Raw genomic sequence first — 20,395 nt, 5'->3', positions numbered from 1 at the left:
ATGGCACCTGGTTACCTCCTCAGCGGTCGGTACCGGATTGGCGACCTCATTGGCCGGGGCAGCCAGTCGGGCGTCTACAGCGCCTTCGACGAACTCCTGCAGCGGGAAGTGGCCGTGAAGCTTTTCCGGGACGACCCCGGAAACACGGACCATGCGCGCCGGCAGGACGAAGAAGTGCGCATTCTCGCAGGCCTGAGCCATCACGCGCTGGTGACCCTGCTGGATGCCGGGGCGGATCTTAGTGACCCGCAGCAGCGCCGCACCTACTTGGTGATGGAACTGGTCCGCGGCCCGGACCTGCGTGAACGGGCGGCCCACGGGCCCCTCCCGGCCGCGCACCTGGCCCTGATCGGCCACGACCTTGCCGACGGACTCGCATACATCCACCATCACGGCATCGTGCACCGCGACGTCAAGCCCGCCAACATCCTCCTGGTGGATTACAGCAATGACGACCATCGGCCGCGCGCCAAGCTCAGTGACTTCGGCGTCGCCATGATCCTGGGCGACGGCCAGCTCAGCGGCTCCTCCGAAAGCTCGGGAACCCCGCAATACCTCAGCCCTGAACAGGCCGCCAGCGAGCCGGTGGGGCCCGCCAGTGATGTGTACTCCCTCGGGCTGGTCCTGCTCGAGGGGCTGACCGGCAAACCGGCCTACCCCGGGGCGCCCATCGCCTCAGCCCTGGCGAGGCTTCTGCGCGACCCGCACATCCCGGACGGCGTGGCACCCAAATGGGCAGCGCTGCTCTCCTCGATGCTGTCGCGTGAGCCCTCCGCCCGGCCCGGGGCGCGCGAAGTTTCCCTCGCCCTTCGGCAGGAGGTCATCAACGCCTCAGGACGCCGCCGGAGCGCCGCAGCGGTCACGGAAGCGCCGCCGTCGCACGCATCGAATGAGCGCGCGAACGAAGAGGCGCGGATGCGCGCCGTCGAGCGTTACCGGATCCTGGACACGCCCCAGGACGGAACGTTCGACCGGATCGTGGGCCTGGCCGCCCGGATGTTCTCTGTGCCCGTGGCCATCGTCAGCGTGGTGGACCATGACCGGATCTGGTTCAAGGCCCATCACGGCACCGACGTTGGCGAGATCGGAAGGGACCCCGGGCTTTGTGCATCCGCCATCCTCCAGGACGACGCCTGGGTGGTCCCGGACGCACGGACGGACCCGCGCACGCTGGCGAATCCGCTGGTTGCAGGTGAGTTCGGCCTGCAGTTCTACGCCGGTGTTCCGCTGCGCACTCCCGACGGCTACAACCTGGGGACGTTCTGCATCCTGGACCGGGAGCCGCGGGAGTTCACTGCGGAGGACACCCGCACGCTGGAGGACCTGGCCGCCATCGTGATGAACGACCTTGAGCTGCGGCTGCAAAGCCGGAGCGCGCTGGCAGCCGGCAGATGACCGGGCTCCTAGCGCCGCCCCGCATGCAGGGCCAGTTCCAGCTCGAACCGGGCCCGCGGGTCTTCCAGTGCCTCCCCGAAGAGCTCGCGCAGCTGGGCCGCGCGGTAGCCCACGGTCTGCGGGTGGATGCCGAGCTCGGCGGCCACCGGCGCCCGCTGTCCCCAGTGCCGCAGCCAGGAGAGAAGGGTCTCCGCCAGCCTCTCGCGCTGCGCCGGGCGCAGGCCTTCCAGGGGCGCCAGCCTGCGCTCCGCCAGTTCCGCGATGGCCGCGGGTTCGGAGCCGAGGACAATCTTCGCCAGGTGGTCGTCCGCCCAAATGGGCGGATCTTCGGGGCCCTCCCGCGGCGGCAGCACGGAGGCCGCGAGAACGGCGAGCCGCAGGGAGTCGGGCACTTTTTCCCAGCCGCCCGCCGGACCCACGGCAGCGGACCTGCCCTTCAGTGCCTTCTCCAGCGCAGCGCGGGCGGCATCGGACTTCCGGGCCGGAACAAGCGCCACGGCATCTGTTTCGCGTTCAACCACCAGTGTTCCCGGGCCCAGCTGCAGCCGGAGCCCTGCCGACCGGTCCAGCGGGAGCGTGACCACGACGAGCCTCGGCGGCAGGGACCAGTCGGCCATGGATGCCGCCTGCCGCAGGGCGGCCTCGTCCGCCTGGCCCATCAGCAGCAGCTCCAGCAGTTCTGTCCTGCGCCGGTCCACCGCTCCCGCCCGCTCCGACTGTTCGAAGGCGTAGGCTTCGGCGCTCACGGCGGACAGTTCGTCGATGTAGGCCAGGATCGATTCGCCCAGGTCCACAACGACGCTCAGGCCCAGGTCCTTCTCCATCGAGATCTTCGACATTTCCCGGAACGTCACGCGGGCACCCATGCGGTAGGCGCTCAGCAGCGCGTCCATGCTGCGCCCCTGGCGGAATTCGCCGCTGCCAAGCCCTGCCACGAGCTCCCGGCTCTCCTCGGACAGGGCGGGCAGCCGGGTGCCGGGGAGCTGCAGGAAGCGCTCCAGCGCCGCGGCCACGCCGCGCCGCAGGCCGCGTCCGAAGCGGCCCTCGATGGGCCTGGCGTAGGCGGGAACCAGTTGCGGAACAGCGTCGATGATGGCCTCCACAATGCCGGGCATCCTGGGTCGCAGCAGGTCGCTGACCTCCCGGGGCAGGGCCAGCCACGGCGGATCGTAGGCGGGCGCTGCAGGACTCTTCGAGGCCGGAGGGTTCATGAGAGACTTCCATAAGTTGTTTCGGGGGAACAGTTTAGAACGTTCGATCGTATGCCTTGGGAGAAGAAATATGCCTCGATCCAACATAAGGTTAATAACATGATCCGGCTCCGTAAGCTGGCGCGCGCCGCATCTGTACTGACCACCCCGCTAGCTCCAGAAGATATTCTGTCGCTGTTCAATCCTGTGTTCTCTGCCCGCCAGTTGCGCGGCATAGTCACCAAGGTGGTCGCCGAGACGGCCGATTCCGCCACCATCTTCTTCCGTCCTGGCCGCGGCTGGAAAGCCCACCAGGCAGGCCAATGGGCGCGCATCGGCGTCGAACTCGACGGCGTGCGCCACTGGCGTTCCTATTCCCTGAGCGCTCCCGCCGGCCAGGACCCCGCCATCACGGTGACCGACGTGGGCGCCGTTTCCGGCGTCCTGGTCCGCGACACCAGACCCGGCGACGTCCTGTTCCTGGCGCCGCCGCAGGGCGACTTCGTCCTCCCTGAGCACCCCCGCCCGCTGCTGATGCTCACCGCCGGCAGCGGCATCACCCCCGTCATGTCCATGGTGCGCACGCTGGTGCCGCACCGTCCGGATGCCGACGTCGTGCTGATCCATTCAGCCCGGACCCCGCAAGACAGCATCTTCCGGGAAGAGCTGTCGGAGCTTGCCGACCAGTTCCCCAACTTCAAGGTCACGCACTGGTTCACCGGCGAACGTGGCAGGGTGGACTTTTCCTCTGCCGCCGTTCTGGACGAGCTCTGCCCGGACTGGCGCCACCGTGCAGCCTATGCCTGCGGGCCAGAGGGCTTCCTGGACGACGCCGAGGCGCTGTGGTCCGCAGAAGCAGCCGCAGCGGCGGCCGAAGGTTCCGCCGCTGGCGAATCCCACCAGCCGGAAGGGCCGTTTGCGGCCGATCCGATCAACCTCATCATCGAACGCTTCACCACCAGCCTGGCGGCCGGAGCAGGGCACGACGGCGGGCTGGTCACCTTTGAAGCCTCCGACCGCGAGGTGGAGGCAGACGGAAGCACCCCGCTGCTGGACGTCGGCGAAGACGCCGGCGTGCTGATGCCCAGCGGCTGCCGGATGGGCATCTGCCACAGCTGCCTCACCCCCCTTCGGGCGGGGCATGTCAGAGACCTCCGCACCGGCGAAGTCCACGGCGAGCCGGGCCAACTAATCCAGACGTGTGTATCGGCAGCCGCCGGACCCGTTAACCTCGACATTTGAGGAGCACCACCGCATGGCAATAGTTATCAACCACGAAGCCGAGACCACGGAAGACGCCGTTGTGCCGTCCGCGAAGACGCGGCGGGGTGCGCTGGCCACTTCCGGCAGCCCCCTGGTCCGCCCGCCGGCCGCGGCGCACCTCTCCGACGAGCAGGTGGCCGAGCTGGGCCGCGAACTTGATGCCATCAAGGACGACATCCTGGCCAAGCGCGGAGCCTCCGACGCCGCGTACATCCGCCGCATGATCAAGATCCAGCGCGGACTGGAGATCTCCGGCCGCGCGACGCTCCTGGTGAGCCGGAACAAAGGCGCCTGGATTGCCGGCACCACCCTGCTGAGCCTGGCCAAGATCCTCGAAAACATGGAGATCGGGCACAACGTGCTGCACGGCCAGTGGGACTGGATGCGGGACCCGGACATCCACTCCACCACCTGGGAATGGGACTTCGTCACCCCGGCCCGCGCCTGGCAGCACACGCACAACGACCTGCACCACCGCTGGACCAACGTGGTGGGCAAGGACAACGACGTCGGATACAACCTCCTGCGTATGGACCCCCAGCAGGAGTGGAAGCCGTTCAACCTCGGCAACCCGCTGTACAACGCCATCCTGGCGCCGGTCTTCGAGTGGGGCATCGCGATCTACGACCTCGAGCTGCAAGACTTCAAGGACGGTAAAAAGTCCAAGGAAGCCCTGGTCAAGGACCTCAAGGCCCTCGGCGTCAAGGCGCTCAAGCAGTTCACCAAGGATTACGCCGCCACCCCCGCCGTGGCCATGCTGACCGGTTCCGGCAAGCAGGCGCTTTACGGCACGCTGACCGCCAACGCGGTACGCAACGTCTGGGCACACGCGGTGATCTTCTGCGGCCACTTCCCCGAGGGAACGGACACCTTCACCGAGGAAATGGTGGAAGGGGAGACCCGCGGGGACTGGTACGTGCGGCAGATGATCGGTTCGGCCAACATCTCCGGCTCCAAGTTCATGCACCTCATGACCGGCAACCTTTCGCACCAGATTGAGCACCACCTCTTCCCGGACATTCCGTCCAACCGTTATGCCGAGGTGGCGCCGAAGGTGCAGGAAATCTGCAAGCGTTACGGCCTGCCGTACACCACCGGCCCGATCTGGAAGCAGGTCGGCTCCACGTGGGCCAAGGTCTTCAAGCTGGCGCTCCCGCCCAAGAAGGCCTAACAGCACTACGAGAAGGGCGCCTGCCATTGCGGCAGGCGCCCTTCCTTTGTCATTTGGCGGCTTCCTATCGGCGGGGCCTATTCTCGGGGTTTGGCTGCCGTGCCAAGAATGTGGGCGACTCGCGGGTTGCCGGGGAGGGCTGAGAAGCCGAAGCGCTCCACGTTCTGCAGCGTGAGGCCCGCTGCTGCGATTCCCGCGGCGGTGTCGCGGTTCAGGTGGCACCCTCCTCCGAGCCGGCTCCACAGCGGTGTGAACAGGTCCTCGACAGCCGCGAGCACCCGGTGTGCCGAGCGGACATGTTCATAGAACAGCAGGAGACCGCCGGGCCGGAGAACCCGCAGCACTTCCGCCAGGGCAGCCTCCTGGTCCGCCACACTGCACAGGACCAGGCTCGAGACCACCACGTCCACGGATTCGTCGGCCGCCGGAAGTTCTTCCGCCACGCCGTCGTAAACCGTGACGGGAACCGGCGCCTTGATGGCTTCGGCCAGCGCCAGCGCCCGCAGCGTCGGGTCCGGTTCGAGCGCCAGCACTCCCGCCACGGCTGGGGGGTAAAAGGGGAAGGTGGCCCCGTATCCCGCCCCGATTTCGACGACGGCGCCGTACGCCGCTTCGACGAGGCGCCGGCGGTGGGCCCCTGCTCCGCGGGCATCCATGCGCGGTCCCACGCGGGCAAAGTATTGCCCGAAGGAGGAACTTCCGCGGCTGGTTTCCGGCATTAGTGCCTCCTTGGCTCAGCGCTTGGGCGGGATTGCGTCTGACGTTCTGGCCGTGAATATGGGCGTCCCGCCGACCGTGGCTGTCACGAATCCGGCCGGAGCCGGTCGCCGGCGGGTCTCCTTCCCGAAATTTCGGTGCTCCTCAAGCGTCAGGCCGAAAGCCCGAACGTAGTCCGCGGCGCGCTTCCTGGCCGGGGGAGTGTTGTCGATCCCGAACGTGAACGGCTCGCCCGCGAACTTCGCCGTTTCCCGGAGGTAGCGCATATAGGGTGTCGGCGATGCGATGGACCCAGCGTCGTAGTAGTCAAAGGCAATTACGCTGCCGGGGGCCGTCAGTGCGATTCGTTGGAGCGTTGCCTCGACGGAGGTGCGGTCCAGGTACATGGTCACTGCCTCCCAGAGGAAGAATGTCGTCCGGGCAGGGTCGAAGCCTGCCTTGGCAAGCTTCTCGAACCAGTCCTCCGCCTGGAAATCGGCGGCCACGTATGTGGCCTGGTTCGTGGGAAGCCCCGCGGTCTCCATCATCTTCAGCTTGAACGCCTGGGTCTCGGGCTGATCGATCTCGAAGCACAGCACACGGTCTTCTCGGGAAATTCTGTGGACGCGGGTGTCCATGCCGGCGCCGAGGATGACCAGTTGGTTGATGCCGGGGAGGTGCCGGGCGAGGGCGGCGTCGTAGAAAGTGGTCCGTGCGCTTTGTTGATGATGCATGGGGGGTTCGCCCTCGTACGGATAGCGGTAGATCTTGGGAACGTAGCCGGTGAGGAAATGAGCCGCCATCGTCGGTGTGGTCTGCAGCCCGAACCCGGCACGGGAAACATTGGGCATGACCGTCATGAGCCGCGATGCTGGGTCATCCGCCCTGGCCCCCAAGCGGTGCTGCATGTATCGCGTGTAGAGCGAAGCGAACAGGGTCGCCGACACACGCGTCTGCCGGGTGAAGCAGAGCAGCTTAGGCACAGCCCACAAGTAACCGATCGTCCCCACCGGGATGAGCGCCACCTGGATCACGCGAAATGAGGCAGCCGATGCTGTTCCCCGCATTCGCCGCATCTTGCCCCGGTTCCTCTTCTGTGCCCGCCCCTCATGCTCCTCCGGCGGCCAGCGGCGGTCAACGCTTCGTGTGATTCAGTTGCGCGGGACCTCGTTGAGGAAGGAAACTGCAGCAATGATGAGTGCCGGCTACTGGAAAAGCCATTACGTTCTTGACACAGACCCGGAAGTGATCGATTGAATCTGCGTACATCGTTTTTCGTATCCGGCTCGGAGCGTTTTGAACTACTGACGTTCGAGAGGAGCAAGGACGCCCCCAATATTCTGATCTCGCCAGGGTCAGCTGGCCACGCCCACGTCTTCGCGGAGCTGGGTTACCAGATGCATCTGCGGGGTTACAACGTCTTCGTCATGCCCAAGCACGGCGGTGCTACCGTCGGCGAGCTCGTGCGACGGCACCGTGATGCCATTGAACATATCTCGGGTACTTACAGCGAGAGGGTCGGGGTCTTTGGTGAAGGACTCGGCGGGTTCGCGGTCTTCTATCTGGCCCTGTCCCAGGGGCCGATCAAGAGCGCTGTGTATCAAAATTCCCCTGCAGTTGTGACCGAGGCACAGTTTCTCAGGGCGGTCTCAACAGGCAGAGGTGCCGCCCGACGACGAAAGCTGTTTCTTCCCGCCCTCCGCATACTGACCAGGATTGCTCCTTGGGTCCCCGTACCCGTCTCGCTCTACCTGGACTTCGAAGACCTGATCGACATGGAAGGGAGCCGGGAGCGCGAGACACGTCTCGTGAAGGACGGCTACCTAAGAGATCCTGGCTTCGACCGGTGGTACCCGCTTTCCGCAGTCATGTCTCTGGTTTCAACGGCGCCCCCTGGCCCTCTCTCTGCCTTGGATATCCCCACGATGTTTCTGGTCCCCTCAAGGGGATGGGCCGATCCGTCGTATCTGACGGACCTGTACCGCAGGCTTCCCCCGATAAAGAAGAAGTTTGTGGAAGTCAACGGAGGAGTGTTCTGGATGTGTTCGCACCCAGAGCAAGCGGCCACAATCATCTGCGACTGGTTTGACGACACGGTATAGTTCCATGTTTGCCGCTGGCCGCCGCGTTCAGGTCACGGAGCGTCAGCGGGCCAGAACGTGGCCCCGCCGTCGGTGGAGACGACAAGCCCGTCGGCCGTGGCAGCCCAGATCGAGGGGTGTTCGCCCTTGACCGCGGCCACAGCCTGTACTGCACCTTGGATTTGGCCTTTTCGGGTCCAGGTCGCGCCGGCGTCTTCGGAGTAGTGGACTGTCCCGTCGGGTTCGACGCCGACGGCTTCGGCGGGGCTGGCGAAGGCGGCGAACTGAATCACCGGTCCGGTGTCCACCGTGTTCCACGTTTGACCGGCATCGGTGGAGCGTCGGATCCCTTGCGGGGTGGTGGCCAGTACGGTGTCACCGGTCGGACTGCCGGCGAGGGCCGCCGGGACGAAATCCGCGTTCACGGTGCTCCAGGTCTTCCCGTCCGGGCTGGTGCGCAGTGTGCCGTCGAAGCCGATGATTCCGGATTTGGTGGCGGTGAGTGCGTGGAAGTCGGATTCGCGTTGCCGGGAGAGCTGTTCCCAGGTCTTCCCGCCGTCGGTGGATCTGATCAGCCCGAGCGGGTTGGGCAGGTCGGAGTCCGCGCCGGGGTGTCCGGAGGCGTAGAGGACGCCGTGGTTGGTGCCGCCGGTGAAACCCATCAGGTCGTTGGTGGCTCCGATTTTGGCGGCGGGCTTTTTTGTCATGTCGAACAGGCCGTCGTGGGTGGCCAGGAGCACCTGGCCGGTTTTGCTGCTGACGCTCAGGCCGTGAATGTGGGCGTCAGGCATGGGGCTCCCTGTGCTGCTGGCCGGGGCGGGTCCCGCCGGGACTGAGGACGGGCTGCACGCTGACAGGGCAAGGATGAGGCCGGTACCGGCAGCCAGGATGGCTGTGGCGCGGACCCGGGGACGGGAACGATCGGGCATGGGGGCTCCAGGGATTCAGATTGTGAGAGGGCAGGGATGGCGCCGGCCCGTGCGGGCCGGCGCCGGAGAGACCGGTCAGAGGGCGGCCAGCAGGTCCTGCATTTCCTTGATTTCCGCTTCCTGTGCGGTCACGATGTCTCTGCTGAGTTTGATCGCGTCGGCGTTCTTTCCCTGGGATGTTTCGGTGTTGGCCATCATCACGGCGCCTTCGTGGTGGGCAATCATCTGCTTCAGGAAGAGCTGGGCCGCTTCGGTGCCTTGGGCCGCTTCGAGCTGCTTGAGGTCATCCTCGCCCATCATGCCGTTCATGGTGTGGCCTGCGCCCATGGTCGCGGATTCGTTCCAGCTCTTGAGCCAGCCGGTCATCGCTTGGATCTCGGGTGCCTGGGCTGCCTTGATCCTGGTGGCAAGGTCGGTGATTGAGGCCGGGATATCCTTCTTCTGAAGCATCATTTCGCTCATTTCCACGGCCTGTTCGTGGTGCGGAATCATTCCTTGGGCGAACACGGTGTCGGCCGCGTTGTGTTCGGTCGAGGCGGCCGGTGCGCTGCTGGACATCATCCCCGAGCCTCCGTGGTCCATGCCCGGCACGGAGCTGCTGGTGGACGCGGAACTGCTGGACGTGGCGGAGGATCCGGAGGTCCCCGTTGAGCATCCGGCGAGGGCGAGTGCCGCGGCGATGGCGGTGGCGGAAAGGGTCAGAAACTTCGTGTTCATCATGGGTATTTAAGTCCTTCAAGACATCAGCGGGGGAGCGCGGAAGCGCCGCGCAGGAGTGGGTGAATCGGTGATGCGCCCGACTCAGAGCAGAGTCAAGGCAGGGATAGCGCGCTGGTCAGTTCACAGCGCAGGCCGGCGTTCTACGTTCTGCTGATGCAGAGCTCGCCCGGTGAAGGACTGCCGGGAAGGTAGGCCCACCTCGCGCTGATGGTGGCGAGGGTCCCTGTGTTGGTGTTCCGGCCGATGATTCCGGTCCCTGGCAGCGGAGCGGCCAGGGAGCCGGTCTTCGCCGACGGGGTGCAGGAGCCGGTCATGGCCTGCATGCTGGTGCAGGTGCCCGAATCCGTGCACTGGACGGTCCGGGTACCTGCCTCACCGGTCGCCGGGGGCATGTCCGGGGCAGAGGACGGGCCGGGAGTATGGTCTCCGGTGTGGCCGGCGCCGGATGATGCGTGATGGGCGCTGACGGCCCGCTCCGTGGCCGGAGAGTGCACGGCATGGGTGGTCGTCATGACATGCATACCGAAAATCCCGGCAATAAGCGCCAGGACCGCGGTGAACAAGCCCGCACGACGAAGGAACGCGATCGCAGGGGCGTGCGCCGGCGCGGTCATAACGGTCCTCCTTCCCGTTTCGGGCTTTCCGTTCACAGCTGGTTTCGTTCGTTCAAGGCTACCGGCCCTGTGGCCGGGCACTTACCGCTACAACGATCCGGCACCGAATTCTGTTTCCTCCCCCGGCCGGTGCATGTGATCGGGCGGGGATCTTCGGCCCTTGCGGTGAAATTCATGTGGGGAACACACTAAGGGCACCACGTTAAGAACCTGACGGAGGGTGGCACTGATGGGCGGCGACGGAGGATTCAGGGTCCTGGCTGGCGTGGACGGTTCGGCACCGTCCCGTCTCGCGCTGGAATGGGCAGTCACGGAGGCGCGGCTGCGCCACGGACAGGTCAGGGCTGTGACCGCTTGGGAGTTCCCGCCGGTCACGGTCGGGACCGAAGGCCTGGTCCGGGACCCGGACGTCTTCCCGCAGACCGCGCGCCTCCTCCAGAACGAGGCCCTGAAGCGTGTGGAGAGCGAGGGCGTGATGGTCACCGGTGATGTTGTTCAGGGCAATGCGGCCGCCGTGCTTTTGCGGGCGGCAGAGAACGCGGACCTGCTGGTTGTGGGTTCCCGCGGTCTTGGCGGATTCACCGGGTTGTTGCTCGGTTCCGTGTCGACGCAGGTCCTTCATCACTCGCCTTGTCCGGTGCTCGTGGTCCGGTCCCGTTCCCGGACCGGGGGCGAGGAATGAGTCATCCCGTGATCCCCCGGTGGAACTTCTGCGCGGGAAGCAGCGGCCGTGACCGGTGACCACTCCCATCTGCACCCGGTGCCCGGCCCCCATGGAGGGGCGGTTCCAGAGCGGACCGTCCGGGGCAGGCTCCACGCGCTGTGGCACACAGTCGTCGGCGCCGTGGGGCTGGTCATGGGGCTCCTGCCGCACGTCCTGCACCACATCGGGCTGCTCGCCGGGACCGCATTGGTGGCAGGTTCCGGCGGCACCGCACTGTTCGGGGTCCTGGGGCTGCTGGCGTCCATTCCCATGTTGGTCCGCCTCTACCGGCGGTTCGGCAGCTGGGTGGCCCCGGCGCTGGGACTGCTGGTGTTCTCCGCCATGTTCTCCCTGTCCGCGTTTGTCATCGGCCCGGCGATCAGCGGTACCGGGGGCGATGTGACCCCTGGTCCGCTGCCCACTGTGGACCACACCGGCGATCACACCGGAGGCCACTGACCACCCGGGAGCTCCGTCGCACCCCTTGAATCCAGTCCTGGGCGGGGCCGGAGGATCGTGTGGGCGGAGGCTAGTTCGCGCCAGCCAGTACGTAGCCGGAGGAGCGTACGGCCTCAGCCAGCGCCTCCCGGTCTGCGGTCCCGGTAACGCTCAGCCGCGACATTCCGCCTGGGACCAGGTCCACCGCTGCGGACTCAACCCCGGATACCCCGGACACGGCCTGTTCAACGGTCCGTACGCAGTGACCGCACGTCAGCCCTTCCAGGGAGTACTGCGCGGAGGATGCCGGAACCTCCGGTTTGGCGGCGGCGGGAGCCGCAATCCGCGTTCCGGCGGCGGGCGAGCAACAGCTGCAGGCGTGCTGCGCCGTGGAGGCCAGGGGTAGCTGGGTTCGTGATTCGGGTGTTCCGCACATGTCAGTTTTCCTTCGAAGCGAGGGATGGAAAGAGCTGTTGCGGTTGAACGGCTGTAACGGCGGGGGCCTGGACAAACCACGTCACTGGCAACACCCAAAGAATACCCCCTAGGGGTATGTTGCGCAAGGGGCTTCAGCACTGGGCAGCGCCGTCCGGATCCTGCCCGGCGGGCCGTTAGGCTCTACCCGTCCGGTCGCGCCGGGCGGGAGACTCAGGGCATGAGCAATCTTCCCGCCCCGCCGCAGGTCCCGTCCCGGCCTTGGACGCAGGGCCTGCTTACCGTCCTCATTGCCGCAGCGGCGGTCTATCTGATCGCCAACCATTGGCTCCATGTCCTGGATGCGCTGCCCTATCTGGGTGTGGTGTTGGTGATGAGCCTTTGTATGTTCGGCCATGGTGGCCACGGCGGACACGGTAGCTCTACCCCTCAGGGGCACGGCGAGCAGGAAGCCCCGGGAGGTCCTGCCCGCCCCGGGCCCGGGGGAGGTGGCGGGCATGTCCACTGATTACGGCTATGACCTCTGGTGGCTGGTGATCATCAATTCAGCGGTGTTCATCATCTTCGCGTTCAGTTTCGTCCGGCCCCGGACGAAACTGGACTGGCGGGCGCTCGGCGGATTTTCCGCGTTCATCGTGGCGCTGTTCACCGAGATGTACGGCTTCCCGCTGACGATCTACCTGCTCTCGGGATGGCTGGGGAACCGGATCCCGGGCGTGGATCTCCTGAACCATAACTCCGGTCATTTGTGGCAGGACCTCACCGGCTGGCAGGGGGACCCGCACCTGAGCCCGCTCCACCTGCTCAGCAACGTGCTGATCGCGGCAGGGTTCATCCTGCTCTACCGGTCCTGGCAGATCCTCTTCGCTGCGCAAAGGGACCACCGCCTCGCGATCACGGGGCCCTACGGTAGGGTGCGGCACCCGCAGTACGTGGGTTTTTTGATCATCATGGCGGGGTTCCTGTTGCAGTGGCCCACGCTGCTGACGCTGGTCATGTTCCCGGTCCTGGTGGTGGTGTATCTTCGACTGGCCAAGAGGGAAGAACGCATGATGGAAGCTGAGTTCGGCAGCGAGTACGCCGCTTACCGGGACGAGGTCCCCGGCTTCGTTCCCCGCTTCGGACGGCGGCCCGCCGGCAGTGGAGGGCGGACCCCGCAGGAGGGGCTGTAATGTCCGGGCAGCCGGAGGCAGCCCGGGAAGTGGCGCCATGCTGTTCCTGGCGATAAAGAACTTGGTCGAGGAAAAGACCCGGCTGTTGATCAGCGTCGGCGGGGTGGCATTCAGCGTGCTGCTGATCATGAGCATCCAGGGCCTGTACCAGGGCTGGAGCAACAAGATCGGCGAGTACATCCGCACCGTTCCGGCCGATTATTGGATCACCCAGACCGGCGCGACGGACATGTTCCACACCCCGTCCGTGCTGCCCCTGACCGTCCGGGACTTTCTCACCGGTGTTCCCGGGGTTGCCACTGCCAAACCGTTCAGCGGCCGCCGCGTCGCGTTCGCGCACAACGGCAGGGACATCAACCTCTATGTCATCGCCGACGACACGGAGAACAACGTCGGGGCCCCCGCGCGGGTGGTGGAGGGCAAGGCCGTCCCGGATAAGGGAGAGATCATCATCGACCGGGTGGTCGGGCGCAGCGAGAACATCAGGATCGGGGACACCATCCCTGTCGCCGGCAGGGAACTGAAAGTTGCCGGCTATTCCGAGGGCGGATACATCCTCAGCTTCTCCTTCGCCTTCGCCACCAAGGAAGACGCCGAAAGCATCCTGCAGTTGCCCGGAGCCACCAACTTCTTCCTCGTCACGGTGAAGGAGAACGCGGACGCGTCCGGGGTCGCCTCCCGGATCGAGGCCGACCCGGCGGTGGATGCCATCACCAAGGACAGGTTCGTGGAGAACAACACGAACATCGTCCGGGACACCTTTCTGCCCATCATCCTGGTCCTGCTGCTGATCGGGATCGCGGTGGGCATGACCGTCATCGGCCTGACCATCTTCACCTCAACGATCGAAAAAGCCCGTGAATACGGGGTCCTGAAGGCCATCGGGGTGAGCAACCGCCAGCTTTACACCGTCGTGGTGGAGCAGGCCGTCACTGCAGCCGTGCTCGGGTACCTCGTCGGGGCGGCCCTGGCCCTGGCCGTCAGCGCCGCCGCGGGTACCTATGTTCCGGAGTTCATCACGGAAATCCGCTGGCTCGATGCCGCCTGGATCTTCGGCGTCACTTTTGTCATGGCCGTGGTGTCCTCGCTGCTGCCGGTCCGCCGGCTGGCCCGCATCGACCCGGCGGAAGTGTTCCGCGCATGAACGTCGTCGCAGTCCAGGACGTGTCCAAGACCTTCGGGGCCGGCCACACCGCCGTGACCGCCGTGGACCACGTATCCCTCAACGTTGACGCCGGGGACATTGTGCTCATAATGGGTCCCTCCGGGTCCGGAAAAACAACCCTGCTGTCCATGATCGGCACCCTCATGTCCCCTACGACCGGGCGGATCCTCATCTCCGGGCAGGACACCTCCACCCTTGCGCCCGCACAGCTCTCCCGGCTTAGGCTGCAGGAGTTCGGTTTCGTCTTCCAGACCTTCAACCTGCTCTCGGCACTTACCGCGGAGGAAAACGTCATGATGCCCCTGATCACGGCAGGGGTGCCCCGGAAAGAGGCCCGGGCCAAGGCCCGGACGGCGCTGGAACAGCTCCAGCTCGGGCACCGGCTGCGAAACCTGCCCCGGGACCTCTCCGGCGGGGAGAAACAACGCGTGGCCATCGCCCGGTCCCTGGCGAACGACCCCCGGTTGATCCTCGCCGACGAACCCACCGCCAACCTGGACGCGAAGACCGGCCAGGACGTGACCCTGCTCCTGTGCGAAACAGCCTGCCGGGAAAACCGGGCCGTCATCATCGTCAGCCATGACCAGCGGCTCCGGACCGCCGCCAAACGGGTCATCACCATCGAGGACGGACGACTTACAGCCGAAGAAGCCGGCGACCACAACCTGAACTGCCGTATGCATCCGGAATCGGTGCAGTCATGAAGATGACTGATGAAGAACTGCTCGCAGCGCTGGCTGACCAGTCCGAAGACCCTGCCCGGATGGAGCGGATCAGCACCGAAATCGACGCCGGTTTCCACCTGCTCTCGGGCCGGCTCGGCAAAGCAGTCGCGGTCTTCGGATCCGCACGCCCCGGACCGGACGATCCCCGCTACACCGCGGCCCGGAGGATGGGGGCACGGTTCGCCGAGGCCGGGTTCGCGGTCATCACCGGAGGCGGCCCGGGCCTGATGGAAGCGGCCAACCGCGGCGCCACGGAATCCGGAGGCACCTCCGTCGGTCTCGGCATCGAACTCCGGAGGGCGCAGCCGCTAAACCCCTACGTGGATGTGTCCATGACCTTCCGGTACTTCTTCGCCCGGAAACTCATGTTCGTCCGGTACGCTGCGGCCTTCGTCGTCCTTCCCGGCGGATTCGGCACCCTGGATGAACTCTTTGAAGCCCTCACCCTCGTCCAGACCGGAAAGATCCACGAATTCCCCGTCGTCCTGATCGGAACCGACCACTGGGCGGGGCTCATGACCTGGATCCGGGAGCGGCTCCAGGACCAAGGATTCATCGCCCCCGATGACATCCGGCTGCTGCGGTGCACCGACGACATCGACGAAGCCGTCGAACTGATCCAGCAGTGCCACCTCCGCCAACTCGCCCTATGACCCTCGGCCCGCGATGAACGGGGCGGCCCGAGGACTGGACAACGGGCACCCCGTCCCTGGACAGTGCTCTGGATCACCGCGGTGTGGGGCCTGTGCTTCCTGGCCATCAGGCTGGGCCTGCAGGATGCACCCGTCCTCTGGTTCGCGGCCCTGAGGGCACTCATCGCGGCAGCAGCACTGCTACTGCTTTGCCTGGTTCAGCGCAGGGCCCTGCCCCGGGGACGCCGGACCTGGGTGCTGATCACGCTGATGGGGGTCACGAACGTCACTGTTGCCTTCGCCGCAATGTTTGCCGGGACCGCAGGGATGGCCATCGGAGCCGCCGCAGTCCTGGCGAACGCCCAGCCCTTACTGATCATCCTGCCCGCCTGGTGGGTCTACGGAGAGTCCCCTCTCAGCACGGACACTACTCGGGATCAGCATCGGATTCACCGGACTGACGGTCGTCGGACTGAGTGCCGGCGGCGGAACAGGCGCCTGGCTGTCCCTGCTCGCCGCCGCAGCCGTCACCGCAGGAACCCTACTCGCCCGCGGTCTCGGCCGCGGGGACCTCGTGGCGGCCAGTGCCTGGCACTTTCTGATCGGCGGGGCGCTGCTCGCGGCGATCACTGCCGTCCGGGAACCGGCACCGGCAATCCACTGGACCCCGCAGTTCATCACGGCCCTGCTGTTCCTGTCCCTCGTCGGGACCGCGGCGGCATTCCTGGCCTGGTTCACAGAAGCCACACGATCCCGACTGGACCTGCTGACCGCCTGGACCTTGCTCGTGCCCGTCATCGGCATCGGCGTCTCCTTATTTCTGCCCGGGGAACGACCGCCCCCGGCGGCCGCGGCCGGCATTGTCCTGGTCCTGACCTCGCTCTGGCTTGTCCTGCGCCGGCCCCGCCGCGGGGCAGGGAAGAACGGGGGGACCAAAGACTCTGACGCCGCCCACCGCGCGGGACGATAGTGAACACAGAGGTGCTGGTACATCCGTGCGCAGGGAGGAGCGGCGATACTTGACGCATACCCCTGGGGGGTATAAGTTCGACGTAACCGGAAAACGACGTCGCGGGCAAGAGCCTCTACGCAGTGAAGGTCTGACGGCGGGCGAAGCGCGCCGCTGTCCTCTTGGACACCTCTGCGAAAGGAAGCACGATGACCACTGACCGGAAGTCTGCCGCCGGAGGAGCAGCGACCCCGCCTCTGAAGAGCACTGTGGTGGAAGTGCGCGGCTTGCACTGGGCTACCTCCAAAGCGGTGGTGGAACGCGTGCTGCTGCAGCGGCCCGGCGTTGCCGCCGTCGACGCGAACCCGGTAGCGCAGACCGCCACCGTGAGTTTTGACCCGGCCGTGACCTCGGTGGAGCAGATCTCCGGGTGGGTACGGGACTGCGGGTACCATTGCCGGGGCGAGTCGGTCCCGGACCACGTCTGCTACCCGATGGACGAAACCATGCGCACGCCCGGATTGAAGCATGCGCATTCGGCGGAGGATGATCACCGGGCCATGCTTGCCGGTCATGCGCCGGTGACAGCGGAACCGCACGCCGGGCACGCCCATCCGCCGGCGGACAGTCATGCCGGCCATGGCCCGGGAGGTCACGGTGAGATGCCCCGGACCCCGCAGGACATGATGGGCCACGGCGGACACCATGCCGGAATGTCGATGGATGACATGGTCAAGGACATGCGCAACCGGTTCCTGGTCGCCGCGGTCCTGTCCATTGGCGTGACGCTGTGGTCGCCGATGGGCCGGGACATGTTCGGCTTCACCGCCCCGACGCCGTTCGGGCTCCGTGACGACGTTATGGCCCTGGTCCTGTCCCTGCCGGTCATCTTCTACTCGGCCTGGATCTTCTTCGACGGCGCCTACCGGGCGCTGAAGGCCCGCACCCTGGACATGATGGTCCTGGTCGCGATCGCGGTCGGCACCGGCTGGCTCTACAGTGTCTGGATCACCCTCACCGGCGGGGGTGAAGTGTTCTACGAGGCCGCCACTGTCCTTGCCGCCTTCGTGCTGCTTGGACACTGGTTCGAGATGCGGGCACGGGGCGGCGCGAACGAGGCCATCCGTACGCTGCTCGAGCTTGCTCCGCCGGTCGCGGTCGTCATCCGCGACGGCGACACGGTCGAGGTCCCCACCTCCGACGTCCAGACCGGGGACCTGCTGCTGATCCGGCCGGGATCGAAAATCCCTGTTGACGGGGAGGTTGAGGACGGCCAGTCGGAGGTCGATGAGTCCATGGTCACGGGCGAGAGCCTTCCGGTGACCAAGACCATCGGCTCGGAGGTGATCGGGGCGTCCATCAACACCACCGGCACGATGCGTGTCCGCGCCACAAAGGTCGGAGCCGACACCGCCCTGGCCCAGATCGTGGCCCTCGTCCAGGAAGCCCAGAACTCCAAGGCGCCAGGCCAGCGGCTGGCAGACAGGGCCGCGTTCTGGCTGGTCCTGGTCGCCCTGATCGGCGGGACAGTGACGTTCGCCGCCTGGCTCGCCCTCGGCGCCGGCGTCCAGGCGGCCCTGCTGTTCGCTATCACCGTCGTTGTGATCACCTGCCCCGACGCCCTGGGGCTTGCCACGCCGACGGCCATCATGGTGGGCACAGGGCTCGGTGCCAAGCGCGGCGTCCTGTTCAAGAATGCCACCGCCCTGGAAGTCTCCGCCCGGATCGATACCGTCGTCATGGACAAGACCGGCACCCTGACGAAGGGCGAACCGGAAGTGACCGACGTCGTCGTCGAAGGCATTAGCGAAAGCGAACTTCTGGCGCTGGCCGCCGCGGTGGAGCAGGAATCCGAACACCCGCTCGCTGCAGCGGTGGTCCGGCATGCCCGGGAGCACGGCGCATCCGCATTGGCGGCCTCGGATTTCCTGAACGTTCCCGGCCATGGTGCCGTCGCGACCGTGGACGGGCACCGGGTGTTGGTGGGCAACCGCAAGCTCATGACCGACGAAGGCATCGACCTTGGACCGCTGGCTGCGGTGCGCGATGAACTTGCCGCCACCGGACGGACCGCCGTGCTGGTCGCCGTGGATGGAAGTGCTGCGGCGGTGATAGCGCTGGCGGACGCCGCGAGGGAAACCGCGGCCGCCGCCGTCGCCGCCCTGCACGAGGCCGGGATCGAAGTGGTCATGCTCACCGGAGACAACGAAGCGACCGCCCAAAGGATCGCCGGCCAGCTGGGCATCGACACCGTCATCGCCGAAGTGCTCCCCGGCGACAAGTCAGCGAAGATCGCCGAGCTGCAACAGCGCGGCCGGGTCGCCATGGTCGGCGATGGCGTCAACGACGCACCGGCCCTGGCCCAGGCCGACCTCGGCATTGCGATCGGCGCGGGCACCGATGTGGCCATCGAAACGGCCGACGTCGTGCTCATGCGCTCGGACCCGCTGGATGTGCCCATCGCCCTGCGGATCGGAAAAGGCACTTTGCGGAAGATGCGCCAGAACCTGGGTTGGGCCGTGGGGTACAACGCGATCGCACTGCCCATCGCGGCAGGAGTTTTCGCCTTCGCCGGGATCGTCCTCAGCCCGGAAATCGCGGCGCTGTCGATGTCCGGGTCCAGCTTCCTGGTCGCCGTCAACGCCCTCCTGCTCAAGAGGCTGCGCCTGCCCCGGCCGGAGACGCCCGAGGCCACCACCGCGCGCGCTTCGCGGCCGCTAGCCCCGGCCGGGACCCGCTAGGCCACCGCGCCATGGACCTCCGCCTCATCTCCCGTGTGCTGTACCTGCGGGCCGCATGGCGGAGGCGGGACCACTGGAAGGCCGCGCGGATCACCGCCCACCAGGAACGCGCCCTGCAGGAGCTGCGAAGGGCAACTTACGCTGGATCGGAGTTCTATCGGCGCCATCACGCCGGCCTCCACGATGCACCCCTGGACCGGCTGCCGTCCGTGACGAAAGCGGACCTGATGGACCACTTCGACGAGGCCGTCACTACCGCGGACCTGAGGCTTGCTGATCTGGAGAACCACCTGCGGTCCCTGACGGAGCGCGGAGGAGACCCGGGAACGCCGTGGAAAGGCCGGTGGTGGGCTGCGGCAACGGCCGGAACCACGGGCCGGCGCGGAACTTTCGTCTGGAACCGCACCGAATGGGCGACCGTCCTGGCGTCCTACGCCCGCGCGAACGACTGGGCCGGTATCCCCGCCGGGCTCACGAAGCCCCTGAAAATGGCCCTGGTCAGCTCCCGGGTCCCCACGCACCAGTCCGCCGTCGTCGGTGCATCCCTTCGCTCCCGGCTCGTCCCCGCCCTCCGCCTGGACGTCACCGCGCCCATGGATGAGACGGTCGCGGCGCTGAACCGCTTCCAGCCCAGGATCCTGGTGGGCTACGCCTCAGCACTCAAACCCCTCGCGGCAGAGCAGCGGGCCGGACGTCTGCACATCTCCCCGCAGGGGGTGATGTCCGCCTCCGAAGTGCTCAGCCCGCACACAGCCGCGGAACTGCAGGCGGCCTGGGGAAGCGCCCCTTTCGACGTTTACGCCGCCACCGAAACGGCCGGAATCGCCTCACCCTGCACGTACCGGAACCGCCATGTCTACGAGGACCTGCTGATCATCGAGGCCGTGGACCAGGCCGGCAACCCCGTGCCGCCCGGGACAACGGGGGCAAAGCTCCTGGTGACCGTCCTGTTCTCCCGGACCCTGCCGCTGATCCGCTACGAAATGTCCGACACAGTGAGGCTGGGCGGGCGGGGCTGCCCCTGCGGACGGTCCTTCACTCTTCTGGAGGACATCGAAGGAAGGCTTGAAGATGTCCTGCGGCTGCCGGGCAAAGCAGGAAATGTGAATGTCCATCCGATCGTGTTTCACCACGCACTCGATGAAGCCGGGAGTGCGGGGTGGCAGGTCATCCAGGAGCCGTCCGGGCTTCGCGTCCTCCTCGCTGGCCTCGCACCAGGGGCATCAATCGAGGGAGTCCGCGCAGCTGTGGTCAGCGGGCTCACCGTGGCTGGCGTTGTGGAAACCCGGGTGGACGTCCACGTTGTTGAACACCTTGAACGGACCGCTTTGGGCAAGGCGCCGTTCGTTCGGGGACTGCCCCGTCCCCTGTAACCG

At 66.5% G+C, this 20,395-nt stretch carries 21 protein-coding genes and 1 pseudogene; 15 read left to right on the top strand and 7 right to left on the bottom strand.

Going from position 1 to position 20,395, the window contains the following annotated elements:
- Positions 1–1,395: a GAF domain-containing serine/threonine-protein kinase gene (locus ASF98_RS11935; protein WP_235505841.1), complete on the top strand. Its 1,395-nt coding sequence runs from the start codon at positions 1–3 to the stop codon at positions 1,393–1,395.
- A gap of 8 nt (positions 1,396–1,403) precedes the next feature.
- Here the strand turns inward: ASF98_RS11935 and ASF98_RS11930 are convergent, their stop codons facing one another.
- Entirely contained in the window at positions 1,404–2,606 is a 1,203-nt protein-coding gene (locus tag ASF98_RS11930; protein WP_055801881.1) for a PucR family transcriptional regulator, read from the bottom strand.
- A 99-nt stretch (positions 2,607–2,705) separates the two neighbouring features.
- On the opposite strand from ASF98_RS11930, the gene ASF98_RS11925 reads away from it, so the two are divergent.
- Positions 2,706–3,827 carry a ferredoxin reductase gene (locus tag ASF98_RS11925; protein WP_055801878.1) on the top strand — a complete coding sequence of 374 codons (1,122 nt, stop codon included), beginning with the start codon at positions 2,706–2,708 and terminating at the stop codon, positions 3,825–3,827.
- A gap of 13 nt (positions 3,828–3,840) precedes the next feature.
- Complete coding sequence (locus ASF98_RS11920) at positions 3,841–5,019, top strand: fatty acid desaturase family protein (RefSeq protein ID WP_055801875.1); 1,179 nt, start codon at positions 3,841–3,843, stop codon at positions 5,017–5,019.
- Between the two features lie 77 nt (positions 5,020–5,096).
- Here the strand turns inward: ASF98_RS11920 and ASF98_RS11915 are convergent, their stop codons facing one another.
- Together ASF98_RS11915 and ASF98_RS11910 are read right to left on the bottom strand one after the other, a co-directional pair.
- On the bottom strand, positions 5,097–5,738 hold the full coding sequence (locus ASF98_RS11915) for a class I SAM-dependent methyltransferase (protein WP_055801873.1): 642 nt from the start codon (positions 5,736–5,738) through the stop codon (positions 5,097–5,099).
- A gap of 15 nt (positions 5,739–5,753) precedes the next feature.
- On the bottom strand, positions 5,754–6,782 hold the full coding sequence (locus ASF98_RS11910) for a class I SAM-dependent methyltransferase (protein ID WP_055801871.1): 1,029 nt from the start codon (positions 6,780–6,782) through the stop codon (positions 5,754–5,756).
- 186 nt (positions 6,783–6,968) lie between these two features.
- Between ASF98_RS11910 and ASF98_RS11905 the strand changes: the two genes are divergently transcribed.
- A complete protein-coding gene (locus ASF98_RS11905; protein WP_055801868.1) occupies positions 6,969–7,817 on the top strand; it encodes an alpha/beta fold hydrolase in 849 nt (282 codons plus the stop codon).
- A 32-nt stretch (positions 7,818–7,849) separates the two neighbouring features.
- Here the strand turns inward: ASF98_RS11905 and ASF98_RS11900 are convergent, their stop codons facing one another.
- From ASF98_RS11900 to ASF98_RS11890, 3 genes are all read right to left on the bottom strand, one after another.
- Positions 7,850–8,725, bottom strand: a complete 876-nt coding sequence (locus tag ASF98_RS11900) for a F510_1955 family glycosylhydrolase (RefSeq protein WP_055801865.1) — start codon at positions 8,723–8,725, stop codon at positions 7,850–7,852.
- A 75-nt stretch (positions 8,726–8,800) separates the two neighbouring features.
- Complete coding sequence (locus tag ASF98_RS11895; RefSeq protein WP_055801862.1) at positions 8,801–9,445, bottom strand: DUF305 domain-containing protein; 645 nt, start codon at positions 9,443–9,445, stop codon at positions 8,801–8,803.
- A 140-nt stretch (positions 9,446–9,585) separates the two neighbouring features.
- The gene (locus ASF98_RS11890) at positions 9,586–10,059 is read right to left on the bottom strand and encodes a hypothetical protein (protein WP_055801858.1); all 474 of its coding nucleotides are present in this window, start codon (positions 10,057–10,059) and stop codon (positions 9,586–9,588) included.
- A 229-nt stretch (positions 10,060–10,288) separates the two neighbouring features.
- Here ASF98_RS11890 and ASF98_RS11885 point away from each other — a divergent pair, with 229 nt between their 5' ends.
- Together ASF98_RS11885 and ASF98_RS11880 are read left to right on the top strand one after the other, a co-directional pair.
- The gene (locus tag ASF98_RS11885; RefSeq protein WP_055801856.1) at positions 10,289–10,741 is read left to right on the top strand and encodes a universal stress protein; all 453 of its coding nucleotides are present in this window, start codon (positions 10,289–10,291) and stop codon (positions 10,739–10,741) included.
- Positions 10,742–10,789: 48 nt separating this feature from the next.
- The gene (locus tag ASF98_RS11880) at positions 10,790–11,221 is read left to right on the top strand and encodes a hypothetical protein (protein ID WP_055801853.1); all 432 of its coding nucleotides are present in this window, start codon (positions 10,790–10,792) and stop codon (positions 11,219–11,221) included.
- Between the two features lie 70 nt (positions 11,222–11,291).
- Here the strand turns inward: ASF98_RS11880 and ASF98_RS11875 are convergent, their stop codons facing one another.
- Positions 11,292–11,636 carry a heavy-metal-associated domain-containing protein gene (locus ASF98_RS11875; protein WP_055801849.1) on the bottom strand — a complete coding sequence of 115 codons (345 nt, stop codon included), beginning with the start codon at positions 11,634–11,636 and terminating at the stop codon, positions 11,292–11,294.
- Positions 11,637–11,855: 219 nt separating this feature from the next.
- On the opposite strand from ASF98_RS11875, the gene ASF98_RS23710 reads away from it, so the two are divergent.
- The 9 genes and pseudogenes from ASF98_RS23710 (at position 11,856) to ASF98_RS11835 (ending at position 20,392) form a co-directional block, all read left to right on the top strand.
- Positions 11,856–12,143: a DUF2933 domain-containing protein gene (locus ASF98_RS23710; RefSeq protein WP_082506808.1), complete on the top strand. Its 288-nt coding sequence runs from the start codon at positions 11,856–11,858 to the stop codon at positions 12,141–12,143.
- Positions 12,133–12,807: a methyltransferase family protein gene (locus ASF98_RS11865; RefSeq protein ID WP_055801844.1), complete on the top strand. Its 675-nt coding sequence runs from the start codon at positions 12,133–12,135 to the stop codon at positions 12,805–12,807. The genes ASF98_RS23710 and ASF98_RS11865 overlap by 11 nt, the downstream gene beginning before the upstream one ends.
- Before the next feature lie 37 nt (positions 12,808–12,844).
- On the top strand, positions 12,845–13,951 hold the full coding sequence (locus ASF98_RS11860; protein WP_055801839.1) for an ABC transporter permease: 1,107 nt from the start codon (positions 12,845–12,847) through the stop codon (positions 13,949–13,951).
- A complete protein-coding gene (locus tag ASF98_RS11855; RefSeq protein ID WP_055801836.1) occupies positions 13,948–14,676 on the top strand; it encodes an ABC transporter ATP-binding protein in 729 nt (242 codons plus the stop codon). The genes ASF98_RS11860 and ASF98_RS11855 overlap by 4 nt, the downstream gene beginning before the upstream one ends.
- Positions 14,673–15,350 carry a TIGR00730 family Rossman fold protein gene (locus ASF98_RS11850; protein ID WP_055801833.1) on the top strand — a complete coding sequence of 226 codons (678 nt, stop codon included), beginning with the start codon at positions 14,673–14,675 and terminating at the stop codon, positions 15,348–15,350. The genes ASF98_RS11855 and ASF98_RS11850 overlap by 4 nt, the downstream gene beginning before the upstream one ends.
- A gap of 63 nt (positions 15,351–15,413) precedes the next feature.
- A pseudogene (locus ASF98_RS25165) lies at positions 15,414–15,686 on the top strand (EamA family transporter); the annotation flags it as partial.
- Between the two features lie 79 nt (positions 15,687–15,765).
- Positions 15,766–16,299 (top strand): EamA family transporter, encoded by a 534-nt coding sequence (locus ASF98_RS24545; RefSeq protein WP_200939354.1) that lies wholly within the window; start codon positions 15,766–15,768, stop codon positions 16,297–16,299.
- A 188-nt stretch (positions 16,300–16,487) separates the two neighbouring features.
- Positions 16,488–19,019, top strand: coding sequence for a heavy metal translocating P-type ATPase (locus ASF98_RS11840; RefSeq protein WP_200939342.1), 2,532 nt, complete (start codon positions 16,488–16,490; stop codon positions 19,017–19,019).
- An 11-nt stretch (positions 19,020–19,030) separates the two neighbouring features.
- The gene (locus ASF98_RS11835) at positions 19,031–20,392 is read left to right on the top strand and encodes a phenylacetate--CoA ligase family protein (protein WP_055801831.1); all 1,362 of its coding nucleotides are present in this window, start codon (positions 19,031–19,033) and stop codon (positions 20,390–20,392) included.
- The last annotated feature ends 3 nt before the right edge of the window (positions 20,393–20,395 follow it).

The sequence above is a fragment of the Arthrobacter sp. Leaf337 genome (assembly GCF_001423745.1).
GTDB lineage: Bacteria > Actinomycetota > Actinomycetes > Actinomycetales > Micrococcaceae > Arthrobacter.
Note: the sequence above shows the minus strand (reverse complement) of the source record. Positions and strands in the feature narration are given on the sequence as shown.